Source organism: Nonomuraea guangzhouensis (assembly GCF_019396345.1).
In the GTDB taxonomy this organism is placed as follows: domain Bacteria; phylum Actinomycetota; class Actinomycetes; order Streptosporangiales; family Streptosporangiaceae; genus Nonomuraea; species Nonomuraea guangzhouensis.
The window spans coordinates 40,086-65,394 of record NZ_JAHKRM010000042.1 but is presented as its reverse complement, the minus strand read 5'-3'; the positions used below and the strand labels follow the sequence as shown (position 1 = coordinate 65,394).

Genomic DNA, 25,309 nt, shown 5'->3' with positions numbered 1-25,309 from the left:
GCAGAGGTGAAGACGCTGGGGGGAACCGGTGATTGAGACATCGGGGACTTTCTCGCCAATCATGACGCCGGTTGATGTGCTCATTGAGGGCAGTGGGACCCGCTTGACTAAAGTAAGTGCATAGAAATGTACATACGTTGGTCAAAAGAATTGGTCAAGAGGAGCGCGTCACGGCACTACCAGGCGACAGGCATCGCGTGCAGCCCGAAGAACGGGGCGTCGTCGGCGAAGGGCAGCTCCTCGAACCCGATCGCCAGGCGCAGCGTCGGTATCCGGGTCAGCAGCGTGCCGTAGGCGATCTGCAGCTCGGCGCGGGCGAGGTTGCGGCCGATGCATTGGTGTACCCCGTGGCCGAAGGCGACGTGGTGATGGGCGGACCGGCGGATGTCGAACTCGTCCGGGTTCTCGAACGCCCGCGCGTCACGGTTGGCGGACGCGGCCAGCACCGTCAGACGATCACCGGCGCGGATCCGCGCGGAGCCGATGTCCATGTCGTCGGCCGCGATCCGGTCGAAACTCACCCAGTCCTGCACTGAGTGGAAGCGCAGCAGTTCCTCGATCGCACCCGGCAGCAGGCTCGGGTCGGCGCGCAACGCGGCAAGCTGCGCCGGGTGCCGCAGCAGCGTGAGCACGCCCAGCGAGATCGTGTTCGCCGGCGAGTCGTAACCCGCGAGCAGCAGGAGAAACCCGATGTTGATCAGCTCGTCCGTGGTCAGCTCGCCGGTGGGCAGGTGTCTGGCGGCCAGCCGCCGGATCATTCCGTTGTGCGGTTCACGCTCCGCGCTGCGGATGAGTTCCCGTAAATAGCCGCGAACGTCGCTGGACGCCTGGGCCGCCACGCTTGGGTCCATGCTCGTCACCGACAACATGCGCAGCCGTGACTCGAAGAACTCGTGGTCGCCGGCCGGGATGCCGAACAACTCGCAGAGGACTCGCGACGGAACCCGGCGCGCGTACATTCCGACGAGGTCGGCGGGCGGCCCGGCCGCCAGCAACTCGTCGATGGCCGTATCGGCGATTCGCTGGAGGGCAGGCCGCATGGCGTCCATCGGACGGGCGCCGAGCTCTGAGATCAGCAACCGCCGGAACCTGCTGTGCTCCGGTGGATCCATATCGACGAAGAAGCCGTCGTCGGGGCGATCGTCGTCGGGTCCGCGAGGCCGTTCAGGGCGTCCGGTGTTCGAGCTGATCCGCGGGTCACTGAGGATCTGCCGCGCCTCGGCGTAGCGGGTGACCGCCCAGACCGGTGCGCCGTTGGGCAGGGTGGCTCGGACGACCGGCGCGGTGGCGCGCATCCGCTGGTACTCGTCCGGTGGTGCGAACGGGCAGGTCCGCGCCATGGGGAAGGTCGGCGTCGGGGTCATGTCGTGCTCGGATGTACTCATTGCGCTTTCCGTTCGAGCTGGACACCACCCGGCGATGTGATATGTCATTCATGATCAACGGCGCAGGTTCCCGCGTCAAGCAGTTCGCGCTCGGGGAGTTCGTCATTGCTGACCGATGGACACGCCGTGCGCCATGCGTAGATGTTCCCGTTGGAGCTGCCGATGTACACGAAGCCGTCTGTCACGACAGGGTCGGTTTCGACGGTGCCACCGGTCCGGAGCCTCGATCGCACCGTCCCGGTGGCGGGGTCGAGGGCGTACAGCGTTTCCTCGCGGTCGGCGACGTAGACGGCTCCAGCCGCTGCCACGGGGCCGGTGCCGCGACCGCCGGGCAGTGGGAGGCGCCAGCGCGTCTTGCCCGTGGCGGTGTCGAGCGCATAGAGCGAACGGTCGCGGCCGACGGTGTACACGAGCCCGTCCGCCACCGTGGCGCTCCATCTGAACATGGGCTGGTCGCCCTTGGCCGGGAAATCCCACCGGGGCGCACCGGTCGCGGCGTCCAGCGCGTGCGTGGTGCCCTCGTCGTCGCCCACGTACACGGTCCCGCCTGCCACCACCGGACGGAAGGAGAGGGTGCCGGTGATCCGTGACCTCCATCTGACCTCGCCCGAGACGGCGTCCACGGCGGTCACGGCGCCGTTGCCGCTCGTGGCGTAGACGGTCGTGCCGGCCCGGAGCAGGAGGACGCGGTCGTGTCGCGCGCCGAGCCGGTAGCGACGTTTCTCGGTTCCGGTGGCGGGGTCCAGGGCGTACATCACGCCGTGGTCGCTGCCGGTGAGGACGACGTCGCCGGCCAGCACGGGCTCGGGATTCAGTACGTCGCCGGTCGGCTCGAAGCTCCACAGCCGCTTGCCGGAGGCGGCGTCGAGCGCGACGAGTTCGGCCTTTGACGACCAGGCGGGGTGTCTGGTCCAGAGGTAGAGGCGGCCCCCCGCGACCACGAGGTCACCGAACACGATGATCTTGCGGCTCCATCTCGGGCGGCCGGTGCCCGCGTCCAGTGCCACCAGCCTGCCGGTGCCGCCGGCCACATACACAGTGCCGTGCGTCACCACGTGACCGTCGTACACGGAACCGCCCGTCCGGTAGCGCCACCGCAGCGCGCCGGTGGCGGCGTCCAGCGCGGACACCGTGCCGTCGCCGCTGGTGGCGTAGACGACGCCGCCGGTCACCACCGGCTCGGTACGCACGGCCGCGTCGGTCGGGAAACTCCATCCGCGTTCGCGCACGGGAGCGGGGGCGCGAACGCCCGGCTCGTACCGGGCCAGCAGACGGTCGCGCAGCAGCGGGGAGAGGAGCCGCACCGCCTGCCGTGATGTCGAGGTCAGCCGGACGATGACGGGGCCCACATTGATGATCGTCGCGCCGTAGAAGCCGTTCGTCTCGGCCACGGTGTAGGACAGGAAGCCCGGGGCCTCGGTGGTGGGATCGATGTCGCCGTTCTCTTTGACGGCGGCGGCCTCGGCGGCGTACAGCTTGCGCGCGATCGCGTCCGACGACGACACCCATTCCACGGACAGTGAGACGACGGCGCCGTCGTCGGCCGGCGGTATCCAGTCGCATTTCGCCGCGCCGTCCGTTGCCGGGGCCGGGCGGTAGCCATCCGCGAAGGCCGCCAGATCGCGGCCGGTCAGCAGGCCGCAGGCGTCCGGCCAGGCGATCTTCGGGCGGGCGGTCCCGTAGATCAGCTTGTACGCGGTGAGCCGCCCGTCCCCGGGGACATCGCTGAACACGAAAGCCATGTCCCTGCTCGCCCCGGCAAGGGAGACCAGGTGGGCGGGCAGGTCGATCGGCAGCCCGCCGAGCCGTCCGGTGCCGGGGTCCACGGAGATCAAGTAGGCGGGCAACGGCCAGGTGGAGTCCCGCAGGGCACCGCCCTGGTCGTCCGCCACGTTGGCGGAGCCGGCGTACAGGGGCGGGTTCCAGCGGTCCGGATCCGTGACCTTGACGGCTTGCGAGCCGGTGTACAGCAGGCGGCCGTCGGGCCCGAAGAAGAAGTCGTCCTCGCCCGCCCTGGCGTGCACGTACCCTTCGGCGTTGGCCGTGAGCGTGATCGGCGGGCCGCCGTCCTCCGGGGAGGACGACGACGGCAGCGGGCGCGGCCATCCCTGCCGCAGGGTGCGCGGATCCATCGAGGCCAGCCGCAGCTCGTTCCCCGGGCAGTAGCTGAGCAGCCACACCGATCGGGCCGTCGCGGCGCCGGTCAGCCGGCAGCTTCGCGGGTACGTCAGCCTGGCCGTGGTCATTCCGGTCCGCGCGTCGAGGGCCTGGATGTCGAGGGGGGCGTCCGGCTGCTCGAACACCACGATGCCGCGCTCGGTCGCCATGATCCGCGGGCCGTGGTAGGAGCCGGTGCCATCCGGCCGGGGCTGACGGAGGGCGGTGACGACCGTGCGCCGCCACAGCGGCACGCCCGTGGCCAGGTCGTGGCCGTACAGGGTCTGCTCGGCGCCGTCCGGCTCTCCTCTGGCGACCACGAGCGTGTCCCCCGCGATCCAGACGCCGGTGATGGGCGCGGGCCGGGCCGGGTCGGCGGGGACGGTGCGCTGGAGCGCGCCCGTGCGCGGGTCGTGGATCCGTACGGTGCCCTGCCGCGTCGCCACGGCGGCCGCCCGGGCGGACACGGCGTGGCCCGGGGCCCCCAGGAACTCGACGCCGTTCTCGGCATCCGCGGGCACCGACCACGACGCACGCCACTCGACGGGTACGCGGGGAAGCCTCGTGACGTCGTCCCGGGACACGGCCGAGCAGGTCGCCAGGATGACCACGAGCAGGATCGCGGCAGACCGGTACCCGCGCGCGGTCAGCACTTCCCGGCCTTGGCGAGCTTCCTTTCGAGCGCGCAGGCGCCGCTCCTGGAGATCGGCTGCCAGCCGCGGAGCGGAGAGATCGTGTAGTAGCCGTGGTAGGTGCCGGAGGTACCGGTCACCCGGAACGGGGTCCTGTCCGGCCCCTGGATCGTCATCTGCTCGGTCCGGTCCCCCGCGAGCACGGTGATCAGGAGGTCGAAGGCGTAGTAGGCGGCCGTGCCCGTGACCTTCATGGATAGCGTGACTCGTTCGTCCCGTTTGAGGTCAATCTGCTTCTTCCTGAAGTACGAGGTGCGCGGGTCTTCGGGAGTGGTGAAGCGGGGTGCGGGTTTGTCGAGGTCGGCGGAGAGCTCGATGGTGGCGGCCTCTCCTCCGGAGGTGTAGATGAACAGCGCGCCGTCCGAGACGGGCTTGCGGTCGAGGACCCGCGGCTGGATGTCGACGATGCGCAGGCTGCTGCGATTGCCGACGAGGACGACGGTGAGGTCGGCGGTCTCAAGCGGGGCCCGGTCGTGGCGCGCCATGACCGTGTCGCGTTGCGAGCCGGACGCGCTGCCCAGCAGGACCGCCCGGTCCGCGGGGTCGGTCACCGCTTCCCTCAGGGTGATGTCCTGCGCGGCGTAGTCGACGGCCACGTGGCCGACCTTGATCGGAGGCTCGCCGCTGATCCTGTCGACGGTGTCGGGGCCGCGTGCGTTGAACCAGGCGGCGAACACGACCCCGACGGCCGCGACGATCACGGCGCTGACGATTCCCGCCAGCCACGTCCGCGTGGCTTTCCATCCTCCGGCCTCCTCGGTGCGGGGGGCGGATGAGGCACGCCTCTTCTGGCGCGCTCTGGCCATGGGACGTCCCCTTCGTCGGCGGTGTAATGACAGCTGACGTATAGCTGATGGGACGGTCGCGTGGCCGTGCTGTTGACGAATTCGGTCTGGGAGTGCTGACCCGGCAACCTGACACGAGTTTGATCGTCGCGTGATTTGCAGGCAGGATATCCGGACTTCCTTTTATTCTTATTTAGGATCACATGTCGTACAGAACGCTATTGCCGGCCCTCGTCCTCGCGGCGTCGGTCACCATGACGGCCGCTCCCGCCGTCGCCAACGGCTTCGGCTCGGAGAACGGCTGCTGCCCCTTCGCCGACAACTCCAAGCACTGGTACACCTCCGAGACGCTGGAGACGCGGACCAAGAGCGCGGCCAAGGCCGCCATGCTGAAGCTGGACTCCCAGACCGACATGACCGTGGCCTACGACAGCACCCCCGACCCGAGCACCGACGTCGAGGCATTCGACCGTTATTACGTCGACTATTGGGACCTGGACTGGGACGGCTCCAGCACCGGCTACAACCTCTTCGCCTACTCGAAGTGCGTGAAGACCATCCCGCCGGCCGACAGCAGCCAGGCCTGGCGCTGCGACCAGTACGAGGTCCGCTACGACCTGAAGGACATCGACTGGATGAGCACCACCCAGCGGCAGGCGCTGGCCTGTCACGAGATCGGGCACACGATCGGCCTCGACCACTCGACCGAGTCCGGCTCCTGCCTGCGCACCGGCTCGCACACCATCACCAAGTACGGCACGCATGACGTCGCCCACATCAACGGCCGTTACTAGGAGACCGGCGATGAGACACCTCAAGCTCCTCACTGCCGCCGTCGCCTTCGCCGCCCTCGGGGGCTGCGCCCAGGCACCGGCCGCGAAGCCGGCACCGGTCTCCTTCTGGTCCCAGCTCCATGCCCAGGAGAGCGGGACCGGCGAGTACCTCTTCGACTCCGTCGACGACATCACCCCGGGTGCCAAGCCGTCCGGTGCGTTCCGCCCGGCCGCCGCGCTCGTCGAGGGCACGGTCGTCGGTGTGGAGCCGGGCATCGCCTACGCCTCGGGCGACGACTCGCTCGCGCCGCGGGTGGTGCCCTACGACAGCCAGGAGGCGGCGATCCGCTGGGCCAGCGTGGTCATCAAGGTCGACAAGGTCCATGCGGGCAAGCTGGGCCGCGGCTTCGCCTCGGGCCAGATCCGGCTCAGGGTCGAGCAGCCCACCGGCATCACGCTCGACGGGCTCCGCGCGTCCCTCGGTACGGCCGGGCACGGCATCTTCTATGTCGACAGCGCCCTCAACCGAGCCAGGCGGCAGCCCGCCTCACCGGCGGCCCAGGCATATCAGGCGGCTGTCCAGCTCCCGATCGGCCAGGGCGTCTTCATCGAGGAGAAGCCCGGCACGCCGCTGATCGCCCCGCTGGCAGACAGAGAGCGTGCCGCCCAGCTCCTGGGCGGCGACGCGCAGGCGAGAAGCGCAGTGGCAGGCCCCACGACGCTGGCCCAGCTCCGTGTCCGCGCCCAGCGGTCAGCCTGCGAGACAGGCACGGCGACAGACCAGTCCGCCTGCTGACCCGCTTCCAGGCAGGACCCAAAGGCCCTCAATCGGCGACGAGCCGGGCCTGGTCGGCCTGCTCGCGCTGGCGCCGCAGCTCGTAGGTGCCCGGTGCGATGCCGGTGAAGGCGTGTTCGGGGTGCGCGAGGTAGGCGGTCGCGCCCTCCGCGACGGTCAGCACCCCGAGCGCCATTCCGCCGCCGAAGCGCTCCGGGGTGAAGAACACCTTGCCGGTGGCGACCAGGAGGTGGGTGTTGGCCTCGGCCTGGCCGCGGACGATCGGGACGCCGGTCTCGGGGATGGGGGTGCGGGCCGGGTCCCAGTTGACCGGTACGACGGCGACATCGCCCTGGAACTGCAGGCCGGAAAGGACGGGAATCTCGGCCTGCCGGTCGAGGTGCTCGTCGATGGTGACGCCGAAGAGGGCGATGGCCTGTTCGATGGTGGGCATCTTCTCGGGCTCCTTTGCCGATGGGCGGGGGTCAGGATCGTCGTTGTGCCGTGGCGTACTGCGCCGTGGTGAGGCCGTAGGTCCAGGCGGCGGCCTCGAGGGGGTCGGTGCAGTCGGCGGGGACGGTGAGGCCGAAGCGGCGGCGGGTGCCGTCCCGTTCGACGGTGCCGTTGGTGCACAGCAGGACCCGCACGTGTGTGGTGAAGATGTCCGCGGGGACGTCGTGCAGAGTGAGGGTCTGGCCGGGGTTGCCGGGGTCGGGTACGGCGGGTCCGACCTGGGCAAGGCGGGCCTCGGCGATGAAGCGGTCCCAGCCGCGGCGTTCGATGGCGCAGCGGCGGATCTCGGCGTTGGTCTCGCGGAGGATCTCGTCGGCGGTGAGGGTGTCGTCGATGACGGCTTGGGTGACGTGGATGCCGTGCCAGAAGTACAGCCCGAATCCGTCGGCCCAGCCGGCCGCGGGGCCGTCGGCGCGGTGCGGCCGGTGCGTGGCACTGGCGCCCTCGCCGACCTGCTCGAGGTGAATCTCGGCCGGACGCGGACAGAGCATGACGAAGTCCTGGAAGGGCCACCACCACCAGCCGGCGGGCGCCTGCTCCGCCATCCGCTCCGCGATGGGTCGCTGCGGCGGCTCCTCGTCGAGCGGCAGGGCCGCGGTCCGCTGGAAGTGGCCGACGAGGTTCAGCCAGGTGCCGGAGCGCTGGAAGCCGAGGTGGGCCCGCCACAGCCGGCGCACCTCGCCGCGGATCGTGTCCTGCCGCGGCCCGCCGACCGCCGTGTCCACCGCCGCCCGTACGGCCTCGTCCGACGCCCCGGCGAGCGTGGCCAACGGGCTGGTGGGCAGGATCCGGCTTTCCTCGCGGGGAGGAGTGTCGTGCGCCGCTTCCCGTACCGCTTCGTGCGACATGTCCCGCACGACCGCGGCCAGCGCGGACTTCATCGTTGCGGCGATCTCGACGTGCAGGGCGGTGGCCGCCGCGCCATGCACAGGATCGCTCACCGCGCCGTCGGACGCGGCCTGGACCGCGGCGCGCACCGCGCGGCCGACGGCCTGACCGGCGGTGTCGTCCACCGCGCGGTAGACGGAGTCCAGGACGCGGCTGTTGCGGTGGCCGGTGCTCAGGCAGGCGGCGATCGGTGCGGCGAACGCGCCGACGAGCGGTGAGGACACCCACACGACCCGTTCCGGGAACGGGACCCCGATCTCGCGGTAACAGGCACGGGCGGCGGACTCCCACACCCGCTTCTCGGCAGCGGTGTCGTCCCGGGGCGTACGCGCCGCCTCCCGCTCGTCGGCCGTCGAACGGGCTGGACCCGGTGGATTCACAGGCGGAAACCTCCAGCTGATGCGGCCCCTGACTTAGCCCGAGGACCCGCGATGTACACGGTGCCGCGTGGAGTGTCCACGTCGGCGATCATGGCTCGGCGCAGCACGATACCTGCCCGCTGGGACAATTTGCGGCTCTTTGTCGACTGCGTGCGTCGCTCTGACAGTTTGGCTTGACACGTCAGCCGATCTCCGTACATTCGTACGGATGCAGGGGACCGAAGTCGAAGACGCGTTACGGGCTCATCCCGACGATCTGGCCTCGTGGCTTGCCTACAGCGACCGGCTGCTGGAGCAGGGCGATGCCAGAGGCACGCTGATCCGTCTCGAGCAGCGCCTGGCACGCACCCGCCCCGCCGATCGCCCGGCCGTGGAGCGTGAGATCGCGGACTTCGTCGCGGAGCACGAGGGCGGATGGGACGACGGGTTGCCGGCGACGGCGCGGGTGCTGGCGCGCCGGTACGGTTTCGCCTCGGAGGTGGCCGTCGAGTGGTCGGCTGACGTCCGCGATGTTCTGGAGTTGGTGCTGCGCGGCCGGTTCGTCACCACGCTGAGAATCACGTCGAAGGCGACGACCGACGACGAGGACTGGGAGGACGATGAGGACTGGGAGGAGGACGACGACGAGGGGGAAGACGACGAGGGGGCCGAGGTGCGTCCTGGGCGTCTGGACATGAAGGCATTCGACGGACTGGATGCCGGGCGACTCGTCGAACTCGACCTCTCCTATCTGGGGCTCGGCCCCGACGGCGCCGAAATCCTCGCCACCTCGCTCCGCACGGATCGGTTGCGGGCGCTGCAACTGCGGTACTGCCGGATCGGCGACGCCGGTCTGGCGGCCTTCGCGGCGTCCCCGCACCTGGGCGGACTGCGCCGCCTGCACCTGCAACGCAACAGGGTGACCGCCGAGGGCGTGCGTTCCCTGCATCGGTTTCCGCAGCTGACCGAGCTCGACCTGCGGTACAACAACCTCGGCGAGGCGGGTGCGGAGGCCCTGATCGCCGCCCCGTTCGCCGGCTCCCTCGAGCGGCTGTGGTTGTACGACTCCGACGTCGGCCAGGACGGCGTGCGGAAACTGGCGCACGCCACGAATCTTCCGTCAGGTCTGCGCAGCTTGTGGAGGGCCAAGTGAGCATCGAACTTCGGGATCGTTTCTTCATCCTGTCGACCCGGGAGGCACCCGCCGAGGAGGCCGCCCGGTACCGGGCGGAGGTGGACGCGACCGATGCCGAGCCGGCCGCGACGGTGGACGGACTGGACATCTCATGGCATCCGTCGGCTCGGTTCAAGGCGGTGCGGTTCATCGACGCCGAGCGAATCGACGAGCGGGTGCGGGATCTGTTCGCCCGGCCCAGCGCGGACGCGCCGTATCTGGCGGCGGTGTTCGTGGATCCGCACGAGTTGTCGTTCCGCACGTTCGAGAACATCGTCCCGCTGGACCGCCTGTTCGAGGGCGTGCCGTTGGAGGCGGAGCCGGCCGAGTGGGCGGAGCACGCGGAGGGGGTGTTCTCGTTCTCACCGCAGTTGCCGGCGGCCGCCCAGGCACGGTTGGCGCAGCTGGACGAGTTGAACCTGTACGTGCCGCCGCTGAACGCCGTGTCCCGGGGCGGTGAACGATTCATCTTCCACTCGGCGCTGCTGGCCGAGGCGTTGACCGCGGCGGTGGCCGACGCGCTGCCACCGACGGTGGCGGAGGGGTTCTCGCATGTGAACCCGGTGTTCCGGTGCAACCGGTTCGAGCCCGGTGACGAGAACTTCCACCGGCATCGGGACACGCCGTACTACGACGCGTCGCGGCGGCACATCTCCCGGTACACGCTGCTGCTGTACCTGACCGGCGGTACGGGGTCGCCCGCGCTGGACCTGGTCGGCGGCGCCGCGCTCAGCGAGATCGGCGACTTCACGTGCGTGCTCTTCGATCAGCGGTACGAGCACGAGGGCGCCCCCTACCGTGACGGGCGCAAGGTGTTCCTGCGTAGCGAACTCATCTTCACCGCCGACGAGGTCACCGAGGCGCCGGAGATCGGTGAGCTGTTCAGCAAGGCCTGCTACCTGACCGGTGAGAGTGTGTTCGCGCCGGAGCTGGCCCGGCACGCCGACGCCTACTACAACCAGGTGGCGGCCGCCCACTGGAACGGCTGGGGGAGGGGCCCCACCCGCGAGACCTTCGTGCACAAGGAGTTCCGCGGGGTGCGCTTCGTGGCCAACGGCTACGACTTCTGGTTCGCCAAGACCGACGGGTTGTCGCTGGCGGAGTGCGCCGCGCTCACCCTTCTCGACTACTTCAACTGCAAGGTCGGCGACACTGCGTTCCGGGCGCTCTGCCAGACAGAGGTGATCGAGTCCGACAACGCCGACTGGATCCCCGAGTTCCTGCGGGCCAGGCAGAACGGGTCCGCCATGACGCGGGTGGACAAGTCCGCGTTCTTCCCCGAGCCGGAGCAGCCTGACCGCAGGATCTGCTGCCCGTTCCACTCCTCCGGAGGCTACGACCCCACACGCCACGACGAGATCATCGAGCTCTACACCGACGCGCAGTCCTTCGCGAAGGCGCACATCCTGCCCGCGCCGATCCTCATGCTCGGCGAGGACGTGGCCCTCGACCCGGACCGGTTCGTCATCCAGGACAACCTCATCCACGTGCTCGGCAGGGGCGCACTCCAGCCGGTGAACTTCGCCGCCTGCTGGAACGACGAATCCATCCCCGAGGACTATGTGGTCGTCGCGGCCAAGGTCGGCGTGGCGCAGTTCCTCGTCCCGCCCATCATCTACACCGAGTCCGCCGGCTGCTACCACCTCACGTTCGACTTCTTCCGCAACTCCTGGATGGTCGACCACCGGCGAGCCACCATCCCCGTCCCGAGGATCACCGAGGAGGACTGGGCCGACCCGGACGAGAGCCACGCCTGGCGGCGCTCGGTGGACGACTCGCTCATCGACGACGAGCATCCGCTGCCGCCCAGCGACCTGTGGGACGACGAGGAGGACGACTGGGATGACGAGGACGCGGCATGAACGGTCGCAAATCACACCGTCACGACGCGCCGTCGTGCGAGGGCCGGGCGCGGATCTCCAGCAGGGAGCCCACCTGGTCCAACTCCAAGTGGACGATCTCGTTGACACCCGTTTCGAGCAGGGGTGACGGGATGTACAGGGTCCGCTGAGGTCCTTGCTTCCAGTAGCGGCCCAGCAGGACGCCGTTGATCCAGACGTACCCCTTGCCCCAGCCGGGAAGGGCCAGGAAGGCGTCCGCGGGCTCGGCCACCTCGAGTGTGGTGCGGAAGAACGAGAGCGGCTCGCTCGTCGTTCCCGGCTGGAATCTCAGCCGCGACACGTCCTCCAGCGGGATCGGCCGCGCCGTGTATCCGTGCAGGTATTGGTGGCGGTGCAGGACGCCGCCGAGGATGCCCTTGCGCTCGCCGAGCAGGGGACCGTAGTTGGTCCGTCCCATCGATTCCACGAGGATCTCCACGGCGGCGTGCCCGGCTGCGAGCAGTACGGGAGGATCGGCGTCCCGCTCGACGACGCCCGCGAGGCGGCCGTCGACGAAGACGTGCGCGCGGTCGTGCACGCCGCGCAGGGTGAGCGGGTACGACCCGCGCGGTCCTGGAACGGTCGTCCGATACAGGACCAGGCCGTGGTCCAGCCCCAGGTCCTCGAATGTCGGTGGCACCGGCGCGGTGGCCGCCGGCCGCGCGATGGCATCCAGTGCCTCGTGCAGCCGTACCGATCGCGTAGGGCGCAGCGTGGCGGGAGGCAGCGTGGCGGGTACGGGGGGCACGTCGGTGGGCTTGCCGCCGTAACGGGAGAGCACGTCGCGGAAGCGCCAGTACTTCTCGGTGGGTGCGCCGCGCTCGTCGATGGGCGCGTCGTAGTCATAGGAGGTCACCGTGGGCCGCCATGGGCCCGCGCTGTCGTCCCCGGTGCGGTTGGCGCCCGCCCACGTGCCGAAGTTGGTGCCGCCGTGTGCCAGGTACAGGTTCACCGACGCCCCCGTGGCCAGGACCCGCTCCAGGGTGTCCGCGGCGTCCTGCGGATCGCGGGTGGCGTGTTCGTTCCCCCAATGGTCGAACCACCCGCACCAGAACTCCATGCAGAACAGCGGGTCGTCCGGCCGGTGGGCGCGCAACGCGGCGAAGGCCTGCTCCGGCTCGGTGCCGAAGTTCACCGTGGCCAGCACGCCGTCGATCGTGCCACCGGTCAGGTGGTGGTCGTCCGGCCCGTCGGAGGTGAACAGGGGCACCTCGATGCCCCGGCTGATCAGGCCGTCCGCCAGGTGGCGCAGGTAGGCGTGGTCGCTGCCGTAGGAGCCGTACTCGTTCTCCACCTGGAGCATGATCACATTGCCGCCCCGGGTGACCTGGCGCTCGGCCACCCGGGAGATCAGCCGGTCGAAGTAGCGGTCGACGTGGGCCAGGTAGCCGGGGTCGCTGGTGCGAACGGCGCCGGTCAGCCAGGTGGGCAGCCCACCGTTGTCCCATTCGGCGCAGATGTACGGCCCGGGCCGCACGATCGCCAGGAGCCCTTCGGCCGCCGCAGTGTCGAGGAACGCGCCCAGGTCGTCCAGGCGGCGGAAGTCTCCCGGCCGTGGCTCGTGCAGGTTCCACGGCACGTAGGTCTCGACCGTGTTGAGGCCCATGGCGCGGACCATCGCGAGCCGGTGCTGCCATTGCCCGGGATGCACGCGGAAGTAGTGCAGTGCGCCCGACAGCACCCTGAACTCCGTGCCGTCCAGCCGGAACGCACGGTCATCGACGGAGAAGACACGCCCGGATCGGCGGGTCATCTGCTGATTCCGGCGGTCATGCCGTCGACGATGCGGCGGCCCAGCCAGAGGTAGAGCACGATCATGGGGTAGACCAGGATCACGATGCCCGCGAACATGCCGCCCCAGTCGGAGCTGTACTGCATGCTGCTGTACAGACCGAGGAGGGCGGCGGGCAGGTTGCGTTCCTCGGGGAGGGGGGCGATCAGCAGGGCGAGCAGGGTCTCGTTCCACAGGCCCATGACATTGAGCACCAGCACGGTGGTCAGGCCCGGCCTGGCCACGGGCATGATAACCAGGACGAACGCGCGGAGCGGGCCGGCGCCGTCGATCTCGGCCGCCTCCTCGATCTCGTGCGGCAGCGAGCGCATGTACCCGGTGAGCACGAACACCGCGAAGGGCACCGACAGCGCCACCTGGAAGACCAGCAGGGTGATGCGGTTGTCCCACCAGCCGGTGACCCAGTCCTCCATGAACGTGTAGACCGACAGCTTGATCACCACGATCGGCACCAGGATGGTCTGGATCGGGATGCTCAGCCCCATTGCGAAATAGCTGATCGTCGGGCCGGCGACGCGCCGGCTCGAGCGAGCCAGCACGTAGGCGGCGGGAGCGGAGATCGCCACGATCAACACGGCGCCGAACACGGTCAGCACCACGCTGTTCAGGGCCGCGGCGGAGAATTCGGCCGCCTGCCACGCCGAGAAGAAGTTGTCCCATCGCGGGGTCGCCGGCAGCGCGAACGGATGCAGCCACACGTCCCGCGAGTCCTTCAGCGACTGGATGCCCACCCAGCCGATCAGGGCGAGGTTGAAGGCCACCCAGGCCCAGAGCGCGATGGCCGTGGCCCTGGGGAGCAGGATGTCCCCGATCAGACGCCTCATGACAGCTCCACTCGATCACGCCGGGTGATGCGCCGGGTCAGCACGATGAGTACGGCCGTCACCAGGAGCGTCATCACGCCCATGGCCGCCGCGCTGCCGAGCTCTGGCAGGCCGGCGCCCTTCACCACGATGAACTGCTGCACCGCGATCGTCCGGGCGGGGATCGGCGGTGCGGCAGTGGTGCCCGCGGTGGTGAAGGCCAGCACGATGTCGAAGATCTTCAGGCTGCCGACCACCCAGAGGACGGCGGCGACGGCGAAGACGTCCCAGGTCAACGGCAGCGTGATGTGCCGGAACTGCTCCCATTTGGTGGCCCCGATGAGCAGGGCGTCCTCGTACACGTGCGCCGGGATGGCGTCGGCGGCCGACATCATCAGCGCGACGTAGAAGCCGGTGCTCGACCAGACCAGCCCGCCCACGACGCAGCGGAACACCATCTCGGGGCCGAGCCAGGGTTGCGGGTCCAGGCCGACCCAGCCGAGCACGGTGTTGATCGCGCCTTCGGGGTTGAGCAGGAAGCCCACCGCCGCGCCGATCGCGATGAGCGAGATGATCAGCGGCAGGAAGACGACGGCCCGGATGAAGGCCCGCCCTTTGAGCTGCCTGAGCACGACCATGGCGAGGAAGGTGAAGCCGAAGATCAGGGCGCCGCCGACGATCGCCATCACGAAGGTGTTGGTGAAGGCCGTGGCGAAGACCTGGTTGTGCAGCAGCGCCACGTAGTTGTCCAGCCCGCGCCAGGTCATCTCCGAGCCGGGGCCTGACCATTGGGTGAGGCTGATCCAGATTCCGAACAGCGATGGCGCGACGAACAGCAGGGTGTAGACCAGGAGCGCGGGCAGGAGGAAAGGCCAGAAGGCCCGTTCGTAGGTTTTCACCCGTTCGCCAGATGGTCGGCTGTCTGCTTCTTGCCCTCGCGGACGAACGTGGCCGCGTCGATCTTGCCGGAGAGGAGCTTGTCGCTCAGCGGCAGGAACATGTCGCCCCACCAGGTCTTGTCGGCACCCGCGTAGTCGTAGCTCAGGTGCGTCTCCTTGGCCTCCAGCACCGCCTTCTGCAGGTCCGCCATGTTCGCGGGCGCGGGCACGTCACCGCGCGAGGAGATGTTCAGCGCCACGGTGGAGAACTGCTCCATGTACTTCTTCCGCAGCGCGAAAGCCAGGAACTTCTTGGCCGTCGCGACGTTCTTGCCCTTGGCGTTCACGCCCCAGCCGAGGGTGCCCACCTCGATGGACTTCTTGCCGCCTGCGGGCATCTGGAACGAGGCGACCTTGAAGCCGGGAGTGAGCTGGCTCTGGACCTCGCTGGCCAGCCAGGTGCCGTTGAGGTTCAGGTCGTACGTGCCCGCCGCCCAGGCGTTCTGTGCGGCGGGGAACTTGGTCGCCATGAAGTCCCGCTGGAAGTACCCGCCCTTGGCGAGCTGCTCGACCTTCTTCGCCGCGTCGAGCACCTGGGGCTTGTCCCAGTTGGCGGAGTCCTTGCCCAGCTCGGCGAGGCTTCCCGCGCCGTTGGCGCCCACCAGGAGGGCGTAGAACCAGTAGACGTTGTAGAAGGCGATGGTGCCGTCCTGGCCGATCGGGGTACGGCCGGCCTTCTTGGACTCATCGAGGAAGGCGATGAACTCGTCCCAGGTCTGTGGGTTCAGTCCGGGGTGCTTGGCCGCGTCGTACCAGATGGCGGTGGAGATGATCGTGTGCGGAACGAAGGCCAGGCCGTTCTTGCCGGAGGAGGCCCGCCGTACCGGCTCGGGAAGCACTTCCTTGACCGTCTTGCCCTCGCCGGGGATCTGGGTGTTCTCCAGGTCGTCCAGCGGGCCGATGATGTTCTGGGCGGTCAGGGTGTCGATGTCGCCGGTGGTGGTGTCGAACAGGTCGGGGCCCTGGCCGGAGGCCATCTCGGCGTTGAGGTTCTCGTTGCCGGTGCGGCCGACGAACTTCAGGTCGACCTTGGTGCCCGTCTCCTTGGCGAAGTCGTCCATGATCGTCTTGATGATCTTCGCCTGGGGTTCCGCCGCGCCCCAGGAGGAGCGGTAGGACAGGGACTGCTGGGCGGGTTCGGTGCTGTTCTTCTTGCCACAGGCGGTCAGGCCGAGGGCACCGATCAGGAGGAGAGCCGTCATTTTACGCATGGTGGGGGGCCTTTCCGATCGAGACGACGGTTCGGGTGTGCCTGGCCTGCTCCGCGGCCCAGACCACCCGGTGCGTGGCGAGGCTGGCCTGCGCGTTGGTCGAGACCAAGGCCGGATTGTTGTCGCGGACGGCGGCGAGGAACGCCCGCATCAGCGCTCCGTCACCCCCTCCGTGCCCGGAGGCGGCCGAGGCGTCCGCTCCGGCGAGGGCGTCGATCACCGACACCTCATCGGTGAGGAAGTCGTGGACGCGGAGCGTCTCGCCGTCGCACTCGATCGAGCCGCGTGTGCCGAAGATCCTGGTCTTCCGGTGCTCGAGTGCGCCGAACGCGGTGACGGTGCAGGTGGCGCTCGTGCCGTCGGCGAACTCCATGATCACCACCTGGCTGTCGACCACGTCGTTGTCGCAGGCGTAGACGCATCTGCCGTACGGACCCTCGCGCAGGGCCGCGAGCACGCCCTCCTCGGTGAAGTCGCGGGTGATCGCACCGAGCGGCCAGACGTGCCGGGCCGGATCGGCGAGGCCGTCCATGTACAACCGCCGGGCCGAGTAGGGACAGGTGGGCTCGATCGAGCAGTCCAGGCAGCGGTCGGCGGCCCCCGCGGGCTTGCTCTCCTTGGTGAAGTGGACGAGCTTGCCGAAGGAGGAGACCCGCTCGGGCACCTCGCCCTTGATGTGCACGAGCCAATCAAGATCATGGCAGGCTTTGGCGAGCAGCATCGGGGCCGACTCGGCCTCGTTCCGCCAGTTGCCTCGCACGAAGGAGTGTGCCTGGTGCCACCAGCCGACCTGCTCCAGGTGCTGGATGTTCATGATCTGGCCGATCCTGCCCTCGTCCAGGAGCTCCTTGAGCTTGGTGGTGTAGGGCGCGTAGCGCAGCACATGGCAGACCGCCAGGATCACGCCGTTGCGGTCGGCGGCTTCGGCGATGGCCGCGGCGTCCTCCTCCGTCGGCGCCATCGGCTTCTCCAGCAGGATGTGGTAACCCAGCTCGGCCGCGCGTACGGCGGGCTGGAGGTGCAGGCGGTCCTGCGTGGCCACGATCACCGCGTCGGCCAGCCGCTCGCCGGCCAGCAGGTCCCGCCAGTCGGCGAAGACGCGCTCGGCCGGGATCCCGTGCTCGGCCGCGAAGTCCGCCCGCCTGTCCTGGTCGGGCTCGGCGACGGCCACGACCTCGGCGAACCCGCCTTCGCGGGCCAGCCTGGCGTAGCCGGTGCCGCGCAGGCCCGCCCCAATCACGGCAAGAGTGACCATCCGCATCTCCTACGAGTTGTACATTACTAATGAAGGCTGTTTTTATTTCTCCGATGTACTATCTGTCAAGGGGGCATGCGTGACAATTCGTGGCGGCGACACCTCGCGGCTTCGTCGGATCAATCTCGTGACGGCGCTCCAGACGGTCCGGTCGCAGGGGCCGCTCGGACTGACCGACCTCGCCAAGGGGGCCGCGCTGTCCAGGCCGACCGTGGAGGGCTTGGTCGATGAGTTGCTGGCGGCGGGCTGGCTCCGGGAGCTGCCACCGGAGAGCGGCCAGATGGGGCGGCCGGCCAGGTTGTTCGCCTTCCACGCGACGGGCGGCCACGTGCTCGGGATCGACATAGGCTCCTACACGATCAGAGCCAGCGTCGCCGACCTGGACGGCACGGTCGTGGCCGCGCATGACGAGCCGACCGCCGCCACCGCCGGCCGCGCCGAGCGACTTGCGGGCATCAGGACGGCGATCACGGCCGCGCTGAAGGCCGCGGGGCTGACCGCCGACCGCATCGCCGCCGTCTGCGCGGGCACCACTGGCGTGGTGAGCGCCGAAGGTGTGGTGAAGCTGTCCGTCGGCCTGCCCGAGTGGACCGGCCTCGATCTGGCGGGCGAGCTGCGCGCGAGCTTCGACTGCCCCGTACTGGTGGAGAACGACTGCAACCTGGCCGCGGTCGCCGAGCGGTGGCGCGGCCAGGCCCGCGGCATCGATGACCTGGTGTTCGTGCTGTCCGGCGTGCGCACGGGCGCGGGCATCGTGGTGGGCGGCAACCTCCTCAAAGGCGCCAGGGGTGGCGCGGGCGAGATCGGCGCGCTGCCGCTGGTCGGCTGGCACCGCGCACCCGTCCATCTGACCGGTTTCCAGGGCCTGCCGCCCGGCACGGCACCACGGGACGCCGCCGCCCAGGTCTTCGCCGCGGCCAGGTCCGGCGACCCGGCCGCGCAGTGGGCGGTCGAGCAATACGCGCGCGACCTGGCGGAAGGCATCGCCGCCTTGGTGCTGACCGTGGATCCCGAGCTGGTGGTGCTGGGCGGCGGCGTCTCGCGTGCGGGCGACGTGCTGCTCGAGCCGGTGCGCCGGTATGTGGTCCCGTTCTGCCTCGAACCTCCGGTGGTGGTGATCTCCGATCTGGGGGAGCAGGCCGTGGCCCTGGGCGCGGTACGGCGCGCGCTCGATCACGTCGACGCCCGCCTCTACGACTTCGACGCTCCCCTCCCGAAGCCATTCATGTGACGCTTGGGGGGCATCGCAGATTGTGCCCGTCGCCTGGTCTAGGCGACGGGCACGAATCTGTCAGTGGGTCTGGCCGCTCGTCGCCGTACGCTGAGCCGGCAGGTTGTAGAGCTCCAGCTCATAGACGGCGTACATGCTCCAGCGGGTGTAGTTCGCATCGTTGATCTTCAGGCGCAGCTTCCTGACGCCTTGCAGGTCGGGAAGATCGGCGACCGAATACTCCATGACGCCGTCGTCATCGTCGTGCGTCCACCGGAACGAGACGCCCTGCGCGGCGCTCGTCCAGTCGGTGCCGTTGGCCGAGACCTCGACGTCGACGTCGGTCAGACCCTGCGGAATGCCACCACGGGTGGCGACCACGAGCGTGTTGAACGCCTTCGGGTCGGTCCAGCCCAGCACGATCTCGTGCGGGAACGGGTTCGCGTCGGTGTAGCCCTGCTTGGCGGCGAACATCGTGCCGTATTCGCCGTCGACCATCTTCTGCGGGCCGTATTGCACGCCGCCATCGCCATCACGGGCCGCCGAGGCCGACACCGCCGAATAGCTGCGGGCGATGTTGGCGTCCGCCGTGTTCACCGCGCCCTTCACGAGCGTGAGCTCATAGGTCTTCGCGGTCTTGCCATCGCTGGCCAGCGTACGGATCTCGACCTTGTTCTTGCCGTTCGCCACGTTGACGTTGACGGTCGCACCGTTGGCGACGGCACCGCCGTCGACGGTGATCGTGCCGCCGGCGTCGGTCAGCGTCGGGGTCAGGCCGACGGTGCTCGCCCCCTGGTCGACGAGCAGCGCGTAGTCACCGCGATGCCCCTCGAAGGTGAATTCCGCGACGTTGGTCAGCTTCAGGTCCGTCAACGTCGCGTCGAAGTGCTGCTGCCCAGGTGCGAGTCGCACGCGGAATCCGTCGAACCGCACCTCCTTGTTCTCGACGTTGGTGATCTCGATCCGGTGCTTGCCCGGTGTCAGGCCGGTCTTTCGAAATGCGGTGAAGCGGTCGTACTGGACCGCCTCGAACAGGTCGATCACCGTCGCCGGTCCGCCGTCGACCGACACGGACACCTTTCCGGTCGTCGTGTTCTTCTCGAAGAACGCGTCGATGCCGGTGCCCTCGAACTCGTAGGTCGCCTTGTTGCCGGCGGTCTTGCTGATGTGGACGCTGCCGAGGTACGCGGACTGCCGCTGCCGCGGTGCCCAGCCGGTGGAGTAGCCGATGCTGTCGTCGGTGCCGTCGAGCAGGAACGTACGGGGGACATCCTGATCTTCATAGGGGCTGGTCGGCTGGGGAATCGCGCCGACGGTCTCGCCCGCCGCCGCCCGCACGATGTAGCTGTGCAGAGTGTCGAGATAGGCCGGGTCGAGTGTGTAGCGCCGCGGGTCCTCCGGGCTGATCGCGCTGTCGACGATCTGCTTCGCCAGAGCCGGGTTGCGCTTCTTCAGGATGTAGAGGAGCTCGTAGTCCTCGAGGCCATCGCGCTGTGCCTCCAGACGCAGGCTGCTCTTCACCGTCCTGTTGGCCTTGTCGGGATAGACGATGTAGGAGTCGCCCTTCCAGGGGCCCACGTACCACGCGTTCCACGCCCAGTGCAGATGACCCTGCACGCCCTCGCGCTCGAGGTCCCAGAACAGCATGCGGCCGGTCATCGTCGGCTGCGTCCAGAACCGGTTGAGCCACGGGGGAGTGTTGACCTCACACGTGTAGACCCACAGGTCCTGGCCCGTGGCCTGCTGTGCCTTGTAGCCGGCCTTCTTGCGCTCGAATGCCGGCGTCAGCGGCACCCAGGTGTCGACATAGGGCTTGGTCTTGTCGTCGAGCAGGATGCCGTCGGGGTCGGCGTCCATGGTGCGGAAATCGGCGCCGAGGTCGGCGTTGATCTGCTGGATCTTGCGCGCGACATAGGTCCAGAGGTTGCGCTGGTCGGCGGTGATGGGCTCGTCACTGATGTGCTGATACCACGTCAGGCCGTTCGTCCAGCCCTTGCTCTTCAGGTGCTTGTACAGCGCGGTCAGATAGTTCGTCAGGTAGGCGTCGGTGACCGGCAGGCTGTCCGGCAGCTTGGTGTTCCAGCTGTCGTTGGGCTTTTCGCTGTCCGGCATCTTGATCAGCGCGTGAATGAGATGCTGGTTGGCGAACTTGGTGATCCCGTGCCGCTTGAACGTCTCGACGTAGCGGTCGAAGTTCGTCCAGTCGATGTCGCCCGGGATCCCCTTGACGAATTCCGACAGCTCCGTGCCGGTGGACTGCAGGAACAGGTCGGTACGGAGCCAGACCATGTTGGTGCGATATTCGGCGAGCTTGCGGGCGAACTCGTCCATGAGGCCGAACCACGCGTCGCTGTAGGTGTCGACGCCGTAGTAGTACTTGCCGACGTCGTAGGCCTGGCTGGCCGTACCGTTCCAGCTGAGGCCGTCCCAGGTGAAGCCGTTCGTCATCGTCCAGTGGTAGTTGGTGAACGGTGACTTGTCGATCGTGGGGACCTCGACGTTGCTGACGCTGAACTGGATCGGGACCGAATAGTCGCCCCGCGTCGTCTCGACCTTGGCCGTGCCGCGATAGGTGCCGGGCGCCGTGCCGCGTGGCACGAAGCCGGTCACGTAGATGGGCTGAGTCCGGCCGCCCTCGACCCAGGTCGCCCGGTCGTTGGACAGCGGGTCCGGCATGACCGACTCGGGATAGAGCAGGTTGCCCGCACGGTCGGGGAAGAACGGGTTCGCCGCGACCGTGCTGTCGTCCTTGTAGGCGACGAAGTGGTAGCGCAGGTTGGCGCCCGCGATCCGGCTCCGGCCGCCGGCGGTGAGGTCGCCGAATCGGACACGCTCGATGCGCAGCCGCTCTTTCGCGCGCACGGCGATCTGCGCGCTCTCGTATTCACCGCGGGCGGCTACGAGGTTGATGGAGGTGCTCGGACTCTGCGGGACCGTCGTTGTGCGATAGACGGTCTTTTGCGGACTCTCGACCCATAGCTCGACAGCCTTCGGACCGGCCATGGCAGCCGGCGTGAATGGTCCGAAGGATGCGAGCAGCAAGGTGACGCAGAGTAAGGGGAGTGCTCGGTGTCGCATGCCCACTTATCATGGGTTCTTGTGTAAGTCTGGTCAAGTGGTAGGGGTGAGTGCGTCCAGGTGGTCTCCGGCGGTGATGGCGCGCTTGACGCGGATGAGGCCCTTCGGCGCGTTCACGGCGACGGCGTCGACCAGGATGCCCTTCCTGGCGAAGGTGATCGCGAATCGTTCCGCCGTCGCGACCAGGCGGGACGGCCGAAACCGACCAAGGTCGTAGCCAGCTGCCGACAGGGACAACTGGCTCCGACAAGTCACGGAAAGGGCGGGATCGGCCGCACCAGATCGCCCGTGATCAGGAGACGCTACGGATTGACGCTCTTCACGGAGCTCGTCAGGTTGTCGAAGTTGTTGTTCGTCAGGTCGCTGTCCGACGACCTCGGGGCGGCCGCGTAGCCGTAGGAACCCGCGCAGTTGGCGCTGTTGTAGAACTGGATCCGGCGGCCCGAAGGATTCCTCATGGAGCTGGCCTTGTTGTTCAGCGGTCCAGCATTGGCGCATCCACCGGAGGGGCCGGTGAAGAGGAAATCCTGTCGGGCACCGGCGTAGTCGTCGTGCTCGAACAGGCAGAAGCTGGCGCCATCGCCGCAGTTGGCGAGCCGCTGGGCGTCGGCCTGTGCGGTGGCGCCCACGCCCATCAGGCTGGTCAGGGCCAGCGCCACGACCCCGGCCCTGCGCACCGTCGTTCTTTTCATGGATGACCTCATTTTCGGCTGAGTGTAATTCGCCAAAGATCATGACAGGTGATCCAAAAATGCGCCACCAGGTTGGAGCTCCATGGATCAATCGTGATGCACGATCGTTGTCGATGACGAACATGCGTTGGACTCATTGATCGTCCAGCGCTGAACGCCTTCATCGGCTCCATGGCCGACGGCTCCATCTACCGCGCCGACCTGCGTACCGGACGCGGCGCGATCATCAGCCGCGGGCCCGGCACACCGGCCCTCGGGATGAAGATCGACGCACGCGGACGGCTGTTCGTGGCAGGCGGCACAGGTGGTGACGCGCGCGTCCTCGACTCCCACAGCGGATCCCGCTCACCGGGGATCTGGTGTACGGCGACGGCCTGTTGCTGCGCGGCCGGACGTTGTTCGCGGTGCAGAACCGGCTCAACGCCGTGACCGTCCTGCGGCTGAACGCGGCGGGAACCGACGGCCGTGTCGTACGGCGGGTGAGTGATCGCCGCTTCGACGTACCGGCGACCGTGGCAGCCTACGGTGCCCGCCTGTACCTCCCCAACGCCCGCTTCGACACCAAACCGACCCCCACCACCCCGTACACAGCCGTCGCCATCCCCGACCCTGAGCGACGGTCCTGAGCGGTGGCCCTTCGAGCCGGTGGCGTCAGAATCCGCGGAAGACACCGTCTTCGTCCATGGCGTCGGCGAATTCGGCGAAGTCCATGTTGCCGATCGAGAGGTTGGCCTCGATCGAGTACAGCTCGGTCGCGACGACCCGCATCTGGCGCCCCCGCTCCTCTCTCAGGTCGACGAGGAGCAGCGGCATCTCCGGCGAGCGGACGGCGACTTCGTCCACCACGACGAAGAACGCGAGGTCGTATTCCTCCGGCAGCAGAGCGAGGAGTTCCTCCGCTGTGGCGCCCTCGTAGGCCGGATCGTCAAGGTATTGCACCGGCGCGATGAATTCGCCCTCGTCGTCCTCCAGAATCCATTCGTTGTCCACCACCGGTCCGAGCGTCGCGCGGATGGCCGCCCACGCCGGCGGGGCGGAGAAGTCCGTGCGGATCACCAGCAGTTCATCACTCGACGACAGAATGTCCGGCATAGCCACACATTCTGCCGTTCCCGGGCTTATGAGATGGGGGCGTCGCGGCGTTCGGTCATGCTGCGCAGGAAGATCTGCGTGGCCTCGACCTGGGGGTTGTCGATGACCTGAGACGGCGGTCCCTGCTCGGCCACGCATCCGTCGGCCATGAAGACGACTTCATCGGCTACTTGGCGGGCGAAGCCGATTTCATGGGTCACGATGATCATCGTCATCCCGCTACGGGCGAGTGACTTCATGACCTCGAGCACCTCACCGACCAGCTCGGGGTCGAGCGCGGAGGTCGGTTCGTCGAAGAGCATGATGGAGGGCTTCATGACCAGTGCCCGGGCGATGGCGACGCGTTGCTGCTGGCCTCCGGACAAGGTGCTCGGGTACGCGTCGGCCTTGTCGGACAGTCCCACGCTGTTCAGCAGGCGCTGCGCTTCCTCGCGGGTCTCGGCCGGGGGTCGGCCCAGGACTCGGCACGGGGCCTCCATCAGGTTCTCCATCACGGTCAGGTGCGGGAACAGGTTGTAGGACTGGAACACCATCCCCGTCTGGGCCCGTTGCCGGGCGATCTCGTTGGGTCGTAGCTCGTGGAGTTTGTCGCCCTTGACGCGATAACCCACAACCTCGCCGTTGACGATCACGGCCCCGCTGGTCGGTCGCTCGAGATGGTTGATGCAGCGCAGCATGGTCGACTTACCGGAGCCGGACCGGCCCAGGACGCAGACCACCTGTCCCCGGCGCACCTCCAGGTTCACCGACTTGAGGATCTCGAGGTGCCCGAAGCTCTTGCGCAGGTCGATGATCTTCACGATGGGGTCGGACTGGTCCTGGTTCATGACTTGGCCTCCTGCCTGACCGCGGTTGCTCCAAGGGTGGTCTGGGGACGCTTCCGCAATGCGCTGAAGCGCGGTCCTCGCCGGGTCGATCGGTCGCCCATGCCGGCCACGCCCCGGCCGTAGTAGCGCTCGACGTAGCGCTGGACGAACGAGAGCACGCTGGTGCACAGCAGGTACCAGAGCGAGACGACGATGAGGAGGGGGATGGTCTCGAAAGTCTGGGTGTAGATCATCTGGGCGGAGTAGAGCAGATCAGGCAGCGCGATCACGCTCACCAGGGAGCTGTACTTCAACATCCCGATGACCTGGTTCCCGGTCGGGGGGATGATGACGCGCAGCGCCTGCGGCAGGACGATCCGGCGAAAGGTCGTGAAGGGGTTCATGCCCAGGGCCAGTGCGGCCTCGGTCTGGTGCTTGGGCACGGAGAGCAGTCCTCCCCGGACGATTTCCGCCATGTACGCCGACTCGTGCAATGCCAGACCGAGCAGCGCGACGGTCCAGAGAGTGAGCACCGAGTTGGTCTCCGCTCCGAAGAACTCCGGCCCCACGAAGGGGATGCCGATGCTCAGCCGCGGGTAGAGCGCGGAGAGGTTGTACCAGAACACCAGCTGGATGAGCAGCGGCGTACCGCGGAAGAACCAGAGGTAGGCACCGGCGACCGAGGAGAGGATCTTGTTCTCGGAGAGCCGGCACGCCGCCAGGACGATGCCGAGCACGATGGCGATGGACATGGCCACCGCTGTCAACAGCAGAGTACGGCCGAGGCCGGCCATGATCTGCGGGTGGAACAGGTAGTGCCAGACCACTGGCCACTCGTAGTTCTTGTTGGTGATGAGCGAATGGCAGAGCATCGCCACCAGGAGCACGAGAACGCCTGCCGCGACGGTGCGACCATGGTGCCGAAGCGGCACCGTCTCCTTCGCCAGCGTTTCCTCGTCCGGCGTCAGCGTAGAAGTGGTTCCGCCTGACGCCCGCGAGTTGCTCGAATCCGCTGCTGATCTGTCCATGCCGGATCACTCCTCTAGCGCGG

22 protein-coding genes are annotated in these 25,309 nt (G+C 68.3%); 6 read left to right on the top strand and 16 right to left on the bottom strand.

The annotated features are described in order from the left end of the window. Nucleotides 1-176 precede the first annotated feature (176 nt). Genes KME78_RS54575 through KME78_RS54565 form a run of 3 tightly spaced genes read right to left on the bottom strand, consistent with a single transcriptional unit; the run spans nt 177 to nt 5,040 of the window. Nucleotides 177-1,385 carry a cytochrome P450 gene (locus tag KME78_RS54575; RefSeq protein WP_219537960.1) on the bottom strand — a complete coding sequence of 403 codons (1,209 nt, stop codon included), beginning with the start codon at nt 1,383-1,385 and terminating at the stop codon, nt 177-179. A 44-nt stretch (nt 1,386-1,429) separates the two neighbouring features. Continuing rightward, nucleotides 1,430-4,195, bottom strand: coding sequence for an outer membrane protein assembly factor BamB family protein (locus tag KME78_RS54570; protein WP_219537959.1), 2,766 nt, complete (start codon nt 4,193-4,195; stop codon nt 1,430-1,432). After that, complete coding sequence (locus KME78_RS54565; protein ID WP_219537958.1) at nt 4,189-5,040, bottom strand: hypothetical protein; 852 nt, start codon at nt 5,038-5,040, stop codon at nt 4,189-4,191. The genes KME78_RS54570 and KME78_RS54565 overlap by 7 nt, the downstream gene beginning before the upstream one ends. A 182-nt stretch (nt 5,041-5,222) precedes the next feature. On the opposite strand from KME78_RS54565, the gene KME78_RS54560 reads away from it, so the two are divergent. Both KME78_RS54560 and KME78_RS54555 read left to right on the top strand, forming a co-directional pair. Further along, the gene (locus KME78_RS54560; RefSeq protein ID WP_219537957.1) at nt 5,223-5,813 is read left to right on the top strand and encodes a matrixin family metalloprotease; all 591 of its coding nucleotides are present in this window, start codon (nt 5,223-5,225) and stop codon (nt 5,811-5,813) included. A 10-nt stretch (nt 5,814-5,823) separates the two neighbouring features. Next, nucleotides 5,824-6,588, top strand: a complete 765-nt coding sequence (locus KME78_RS54555) for a hypothetical protein (RefSeq protein ID WP_219537956.1) — start codon at nt 5,824-5,826, stop codon at nt 6,586-6,588. A gap of 28 nt (nt 6,589-6,616) precedes the next feature. Here KME78_RS54555 and KME78_RS54550 read toward each other — a convergent pair whose 3' ends face one another. Both KME78_RS54550 and KME78_RS54545 read right to left on the bottom strand, forming a co-directional pair. Then, nucleotides 6,617-7,021, bottom strand: a complete 405-nt coding sequence (locus tag KME78_RS54550; RefSeq protein ID WP_219537955.1) for a DUF8820 family protein — start codon at nt 7,019-7,021, stop codon at nt 6,617-6,619. Between the two features lie 31 nt (nt 7,022-7,052). Further along, nucleotides 7,053-8,348, bottom strand: coding sequence for a DUF6745 domain-containing protein (locus KME78_RS54545; protein ID WP_219537954.1), 1,296 nt, complete (start codon nt 8,346-8,348; stop codon nt 7,053-7,055). Nucleotides 8,349-8,556: 208 nt separating this feature from the next. Here KME78_RS54545 and KME78_RS54540 point away from each other — a divergent pair, with 208 nt between their 5' ends. Both KME78_RS54540 and KME78_RS54535 read left to right on the top strand, forming a co-directional pair. Continuing rightward, entirely contained in the window at nt 8,557-9,480 is a 924-nt protein-coding gene (locus tag KME78_RS54540) for a TIGR02996 domain-containing protein (protein WP_219537953.1), read from the top strand. Then, nucleotides 9,477-11,363 (top strand): hypothetical protein, encoded by a 1,887-nt coding sequence (locus tag KME78_RS54535; protein ID WP_219537952.1) that lies wholly within the window; start codon nt 9,477-9,479, stop codon nt 11,361-11,363. The genes KME78_RS54540 and KME78_RS54535 overlap by 4 nt, the downstream gene beginning before the upstream one ends. Nucleotides 11,364-11,382: 19 nt before the next feature. On the opposite strand, the gene KME78_RS54530 is transcribed toward KME78_RS54535, so the two are convergent. From KME78_RS54530 to KME78_RS54510, 5 genes are read right to left on the bottom strand one after another with little or no spacing between them, the layout of a single operon-like run. After that, the gene (locus KME78_RS54530; protein WP_219537951.1) at nt 11,383-13,134 is read right to left on the bottom strand and encodes a glycoside hydrolase family 35 protein; all 1,752 of its coding nucleotides are present in this window, start codon (nt 13,132-13,134) and stop codon (nt 11,383-11,385) included. Next, nucleotides 13,131-13,997, bottom strand: a complete 867-nt coding sequence (locus tag KME78_RS54525; RefSeq protein ID WP_219537950.1) for a carbohydrate ABC transporter permease — start codon at nt 13,995-13,997, stop codon at nt 13,131-13,133. The genes KME78_RS54530 and KME78_RS54525 overlap by 4 nt, the downstream gene beginning before the upstream one ends. Next, a complete protein-coding gene (locus KME78_RS54520) occupies nt 13,994-14,875 on the bottom strand; it encodes a carbohydrate ABC transporter permease (RefSeq protein ID WP_219537949.1) in 882 nt (293 codons plus the stop codon). The genes KME78_RS54525 and KME78_RS54520 overlap by 4 nt, the downstream gene beginning before the upstream one ends. After that, nucleotides 14,872-16,116, bottom strand: coding sequence for an ABC transporter substrate-binding protein (locus KME78_RS54515; RefSeq protein WP_219537948.1), 1,245 nt, complete (start codon nt 16,114-16,116; stop codon nt 14,872-14,874). The genes KME78_RS54520 and KME78_RS54515 overlap by 4 nt, the downstream gene beginning before the upstream one ends. Nucleotide 16,117: 1 nt before the next feature. Next, the gene (locus KME78_RS54510) at nt 16,118-17,380 is read right to left on the bottom strand and encodes a Gfo/Idh/MocA family protein (protein WP_308127493.1); all 1,263 of its coding nucleotides are present in this window, start codon (nt 17,378-17,380) and stop codon (nt 16,118-16,120) included. 79 nt (nt 17,381-17,459) lie between these two features. Here KME78_RS54510 and KME78_RS54505 point away from each other — a divergent pair, with 79 nt between their 5' ends. Then, nucleotides 17,460-18,611 carry an ROK family transcriptional regulator gene (locus KME78_RS54505; RefSeq protein WP_219537946.1) on the top strand — a complete coding sequence of 384 codons (1,152 nt, stop codon included), beginning with the start codon at nt 17,460-17,462 and terminating at the stop codon, nt 18,609-18,611. A 60-nt stretch (nt 18,612-18,671) separates the two neighbouring features. Here KME78_RS54505 and KME78_RS54500 read toward each other — a convergent pair whose 3' ends face one another. The 3 genes from KME78_RS54500 to KME78_RS54490 all read right to left on the bottom strand — a co-directional run bounded on the left by KME78_RS54500 (nt 18,672) and on the right by KME78_RS54490 (nt 22,360). Further along, nucleotides 18,672-21,593 (bottom strand): glycoside hydrolase domain-containing protein, encoded by a 2,922-nt coding sequence (locus tag KME78_RS54500; RefSeq protein WP_219537945.1) that lies wholly within the window; start codon nt 21,591-21,593, stop codon nt 18,672-18,674. Nucleotides 21,594-21,701: 108 nt separating this feature from the next. Beyond that, entirely contained in the window at nt 21,702-21,905 is a 204-nt protein-coding gene (locus KME78_RS54495) for a hypothetical protein (protein ID WP_219537944.1), read from the bottom strand. 65 nt (nt 21,906-21,970) lie between these two features. Continuing rightward, nucleotides 21,971-22,360, bottom strand: coding sequence for a peptidase inhibitor family I36 protein (locus KME78_RS54490; protein ID WP_219537943.1), 390 nt, complete (start codon nt 22,358-22,360; stop codon nt 21,971-21,973). 359 nt (nt 22,361-22,719) lie between these two features. Between KME78_RS54490 and KME78_RS54485 the strand changes: the two genes are divergently transcribed. Then, the gene (locus tag KME78_RS54485) at nt 22,720-22,986 is read left to right on the top strand and encodes a hypothetical protein (protein ID WP_219537942.1); all 267 of its coding nucleotides are present in this window, start codon (nt 22,720-22,722) and stop codon (nt 22,984-22,986) included. 25 nt (nt 22,987-23,011) lie between these two features. Here the strand turns inward: KME78_RS54485 and KME78_RS54480 are convergent, their stop codons facing one another. Genes KME78_RS54480 through KME78_RS54470 form a run of 3 tightly spaced genes read right to left on the bottom strand, consistent with a single transcriptional unit; the run spans nt 23,012 to nt 25,286 of the window. Next, entirely contained in the window at nt 23,012-23,452 is a 441-nt protein-coding gene (locus KME78_RS54480; protein WP_219537941.1) for a DUF6924 domain-containing protein, read from the bottom strand. A gap of 26 nt (nt 23,453-23,478) precedes the next feature. Beyond that, nucleotides 23,479-24,279: an amino acid ABC transporter ATP-binding protein gene (locus tag KME78_RS54475; RefSeq protein WP_219537940.1), complete on the bottom strand. Its 801-nt coding sequence runs from the start codon at nt 24,277-24,279 to the stop codon at nt 23,479-23,481. Next, nucleotides 24,276-25,286, bottom strand: a complete 1,011-nt coding sequence (locus KME78_RS54470; RefSeq protein ID WP_219537939.1) for an amino acid ABC transporter permease — start codon at nt 25,284-25,286, stop codon at nt 24,276-24,278. The genes KME78_RS54475 and KME78_RS54470 overlap by 4 nt, the downstream gene beginning before the upstream one ends. Between the last annotated feature and the right edge of the window lie 23 nt (nt 25,287-25,309).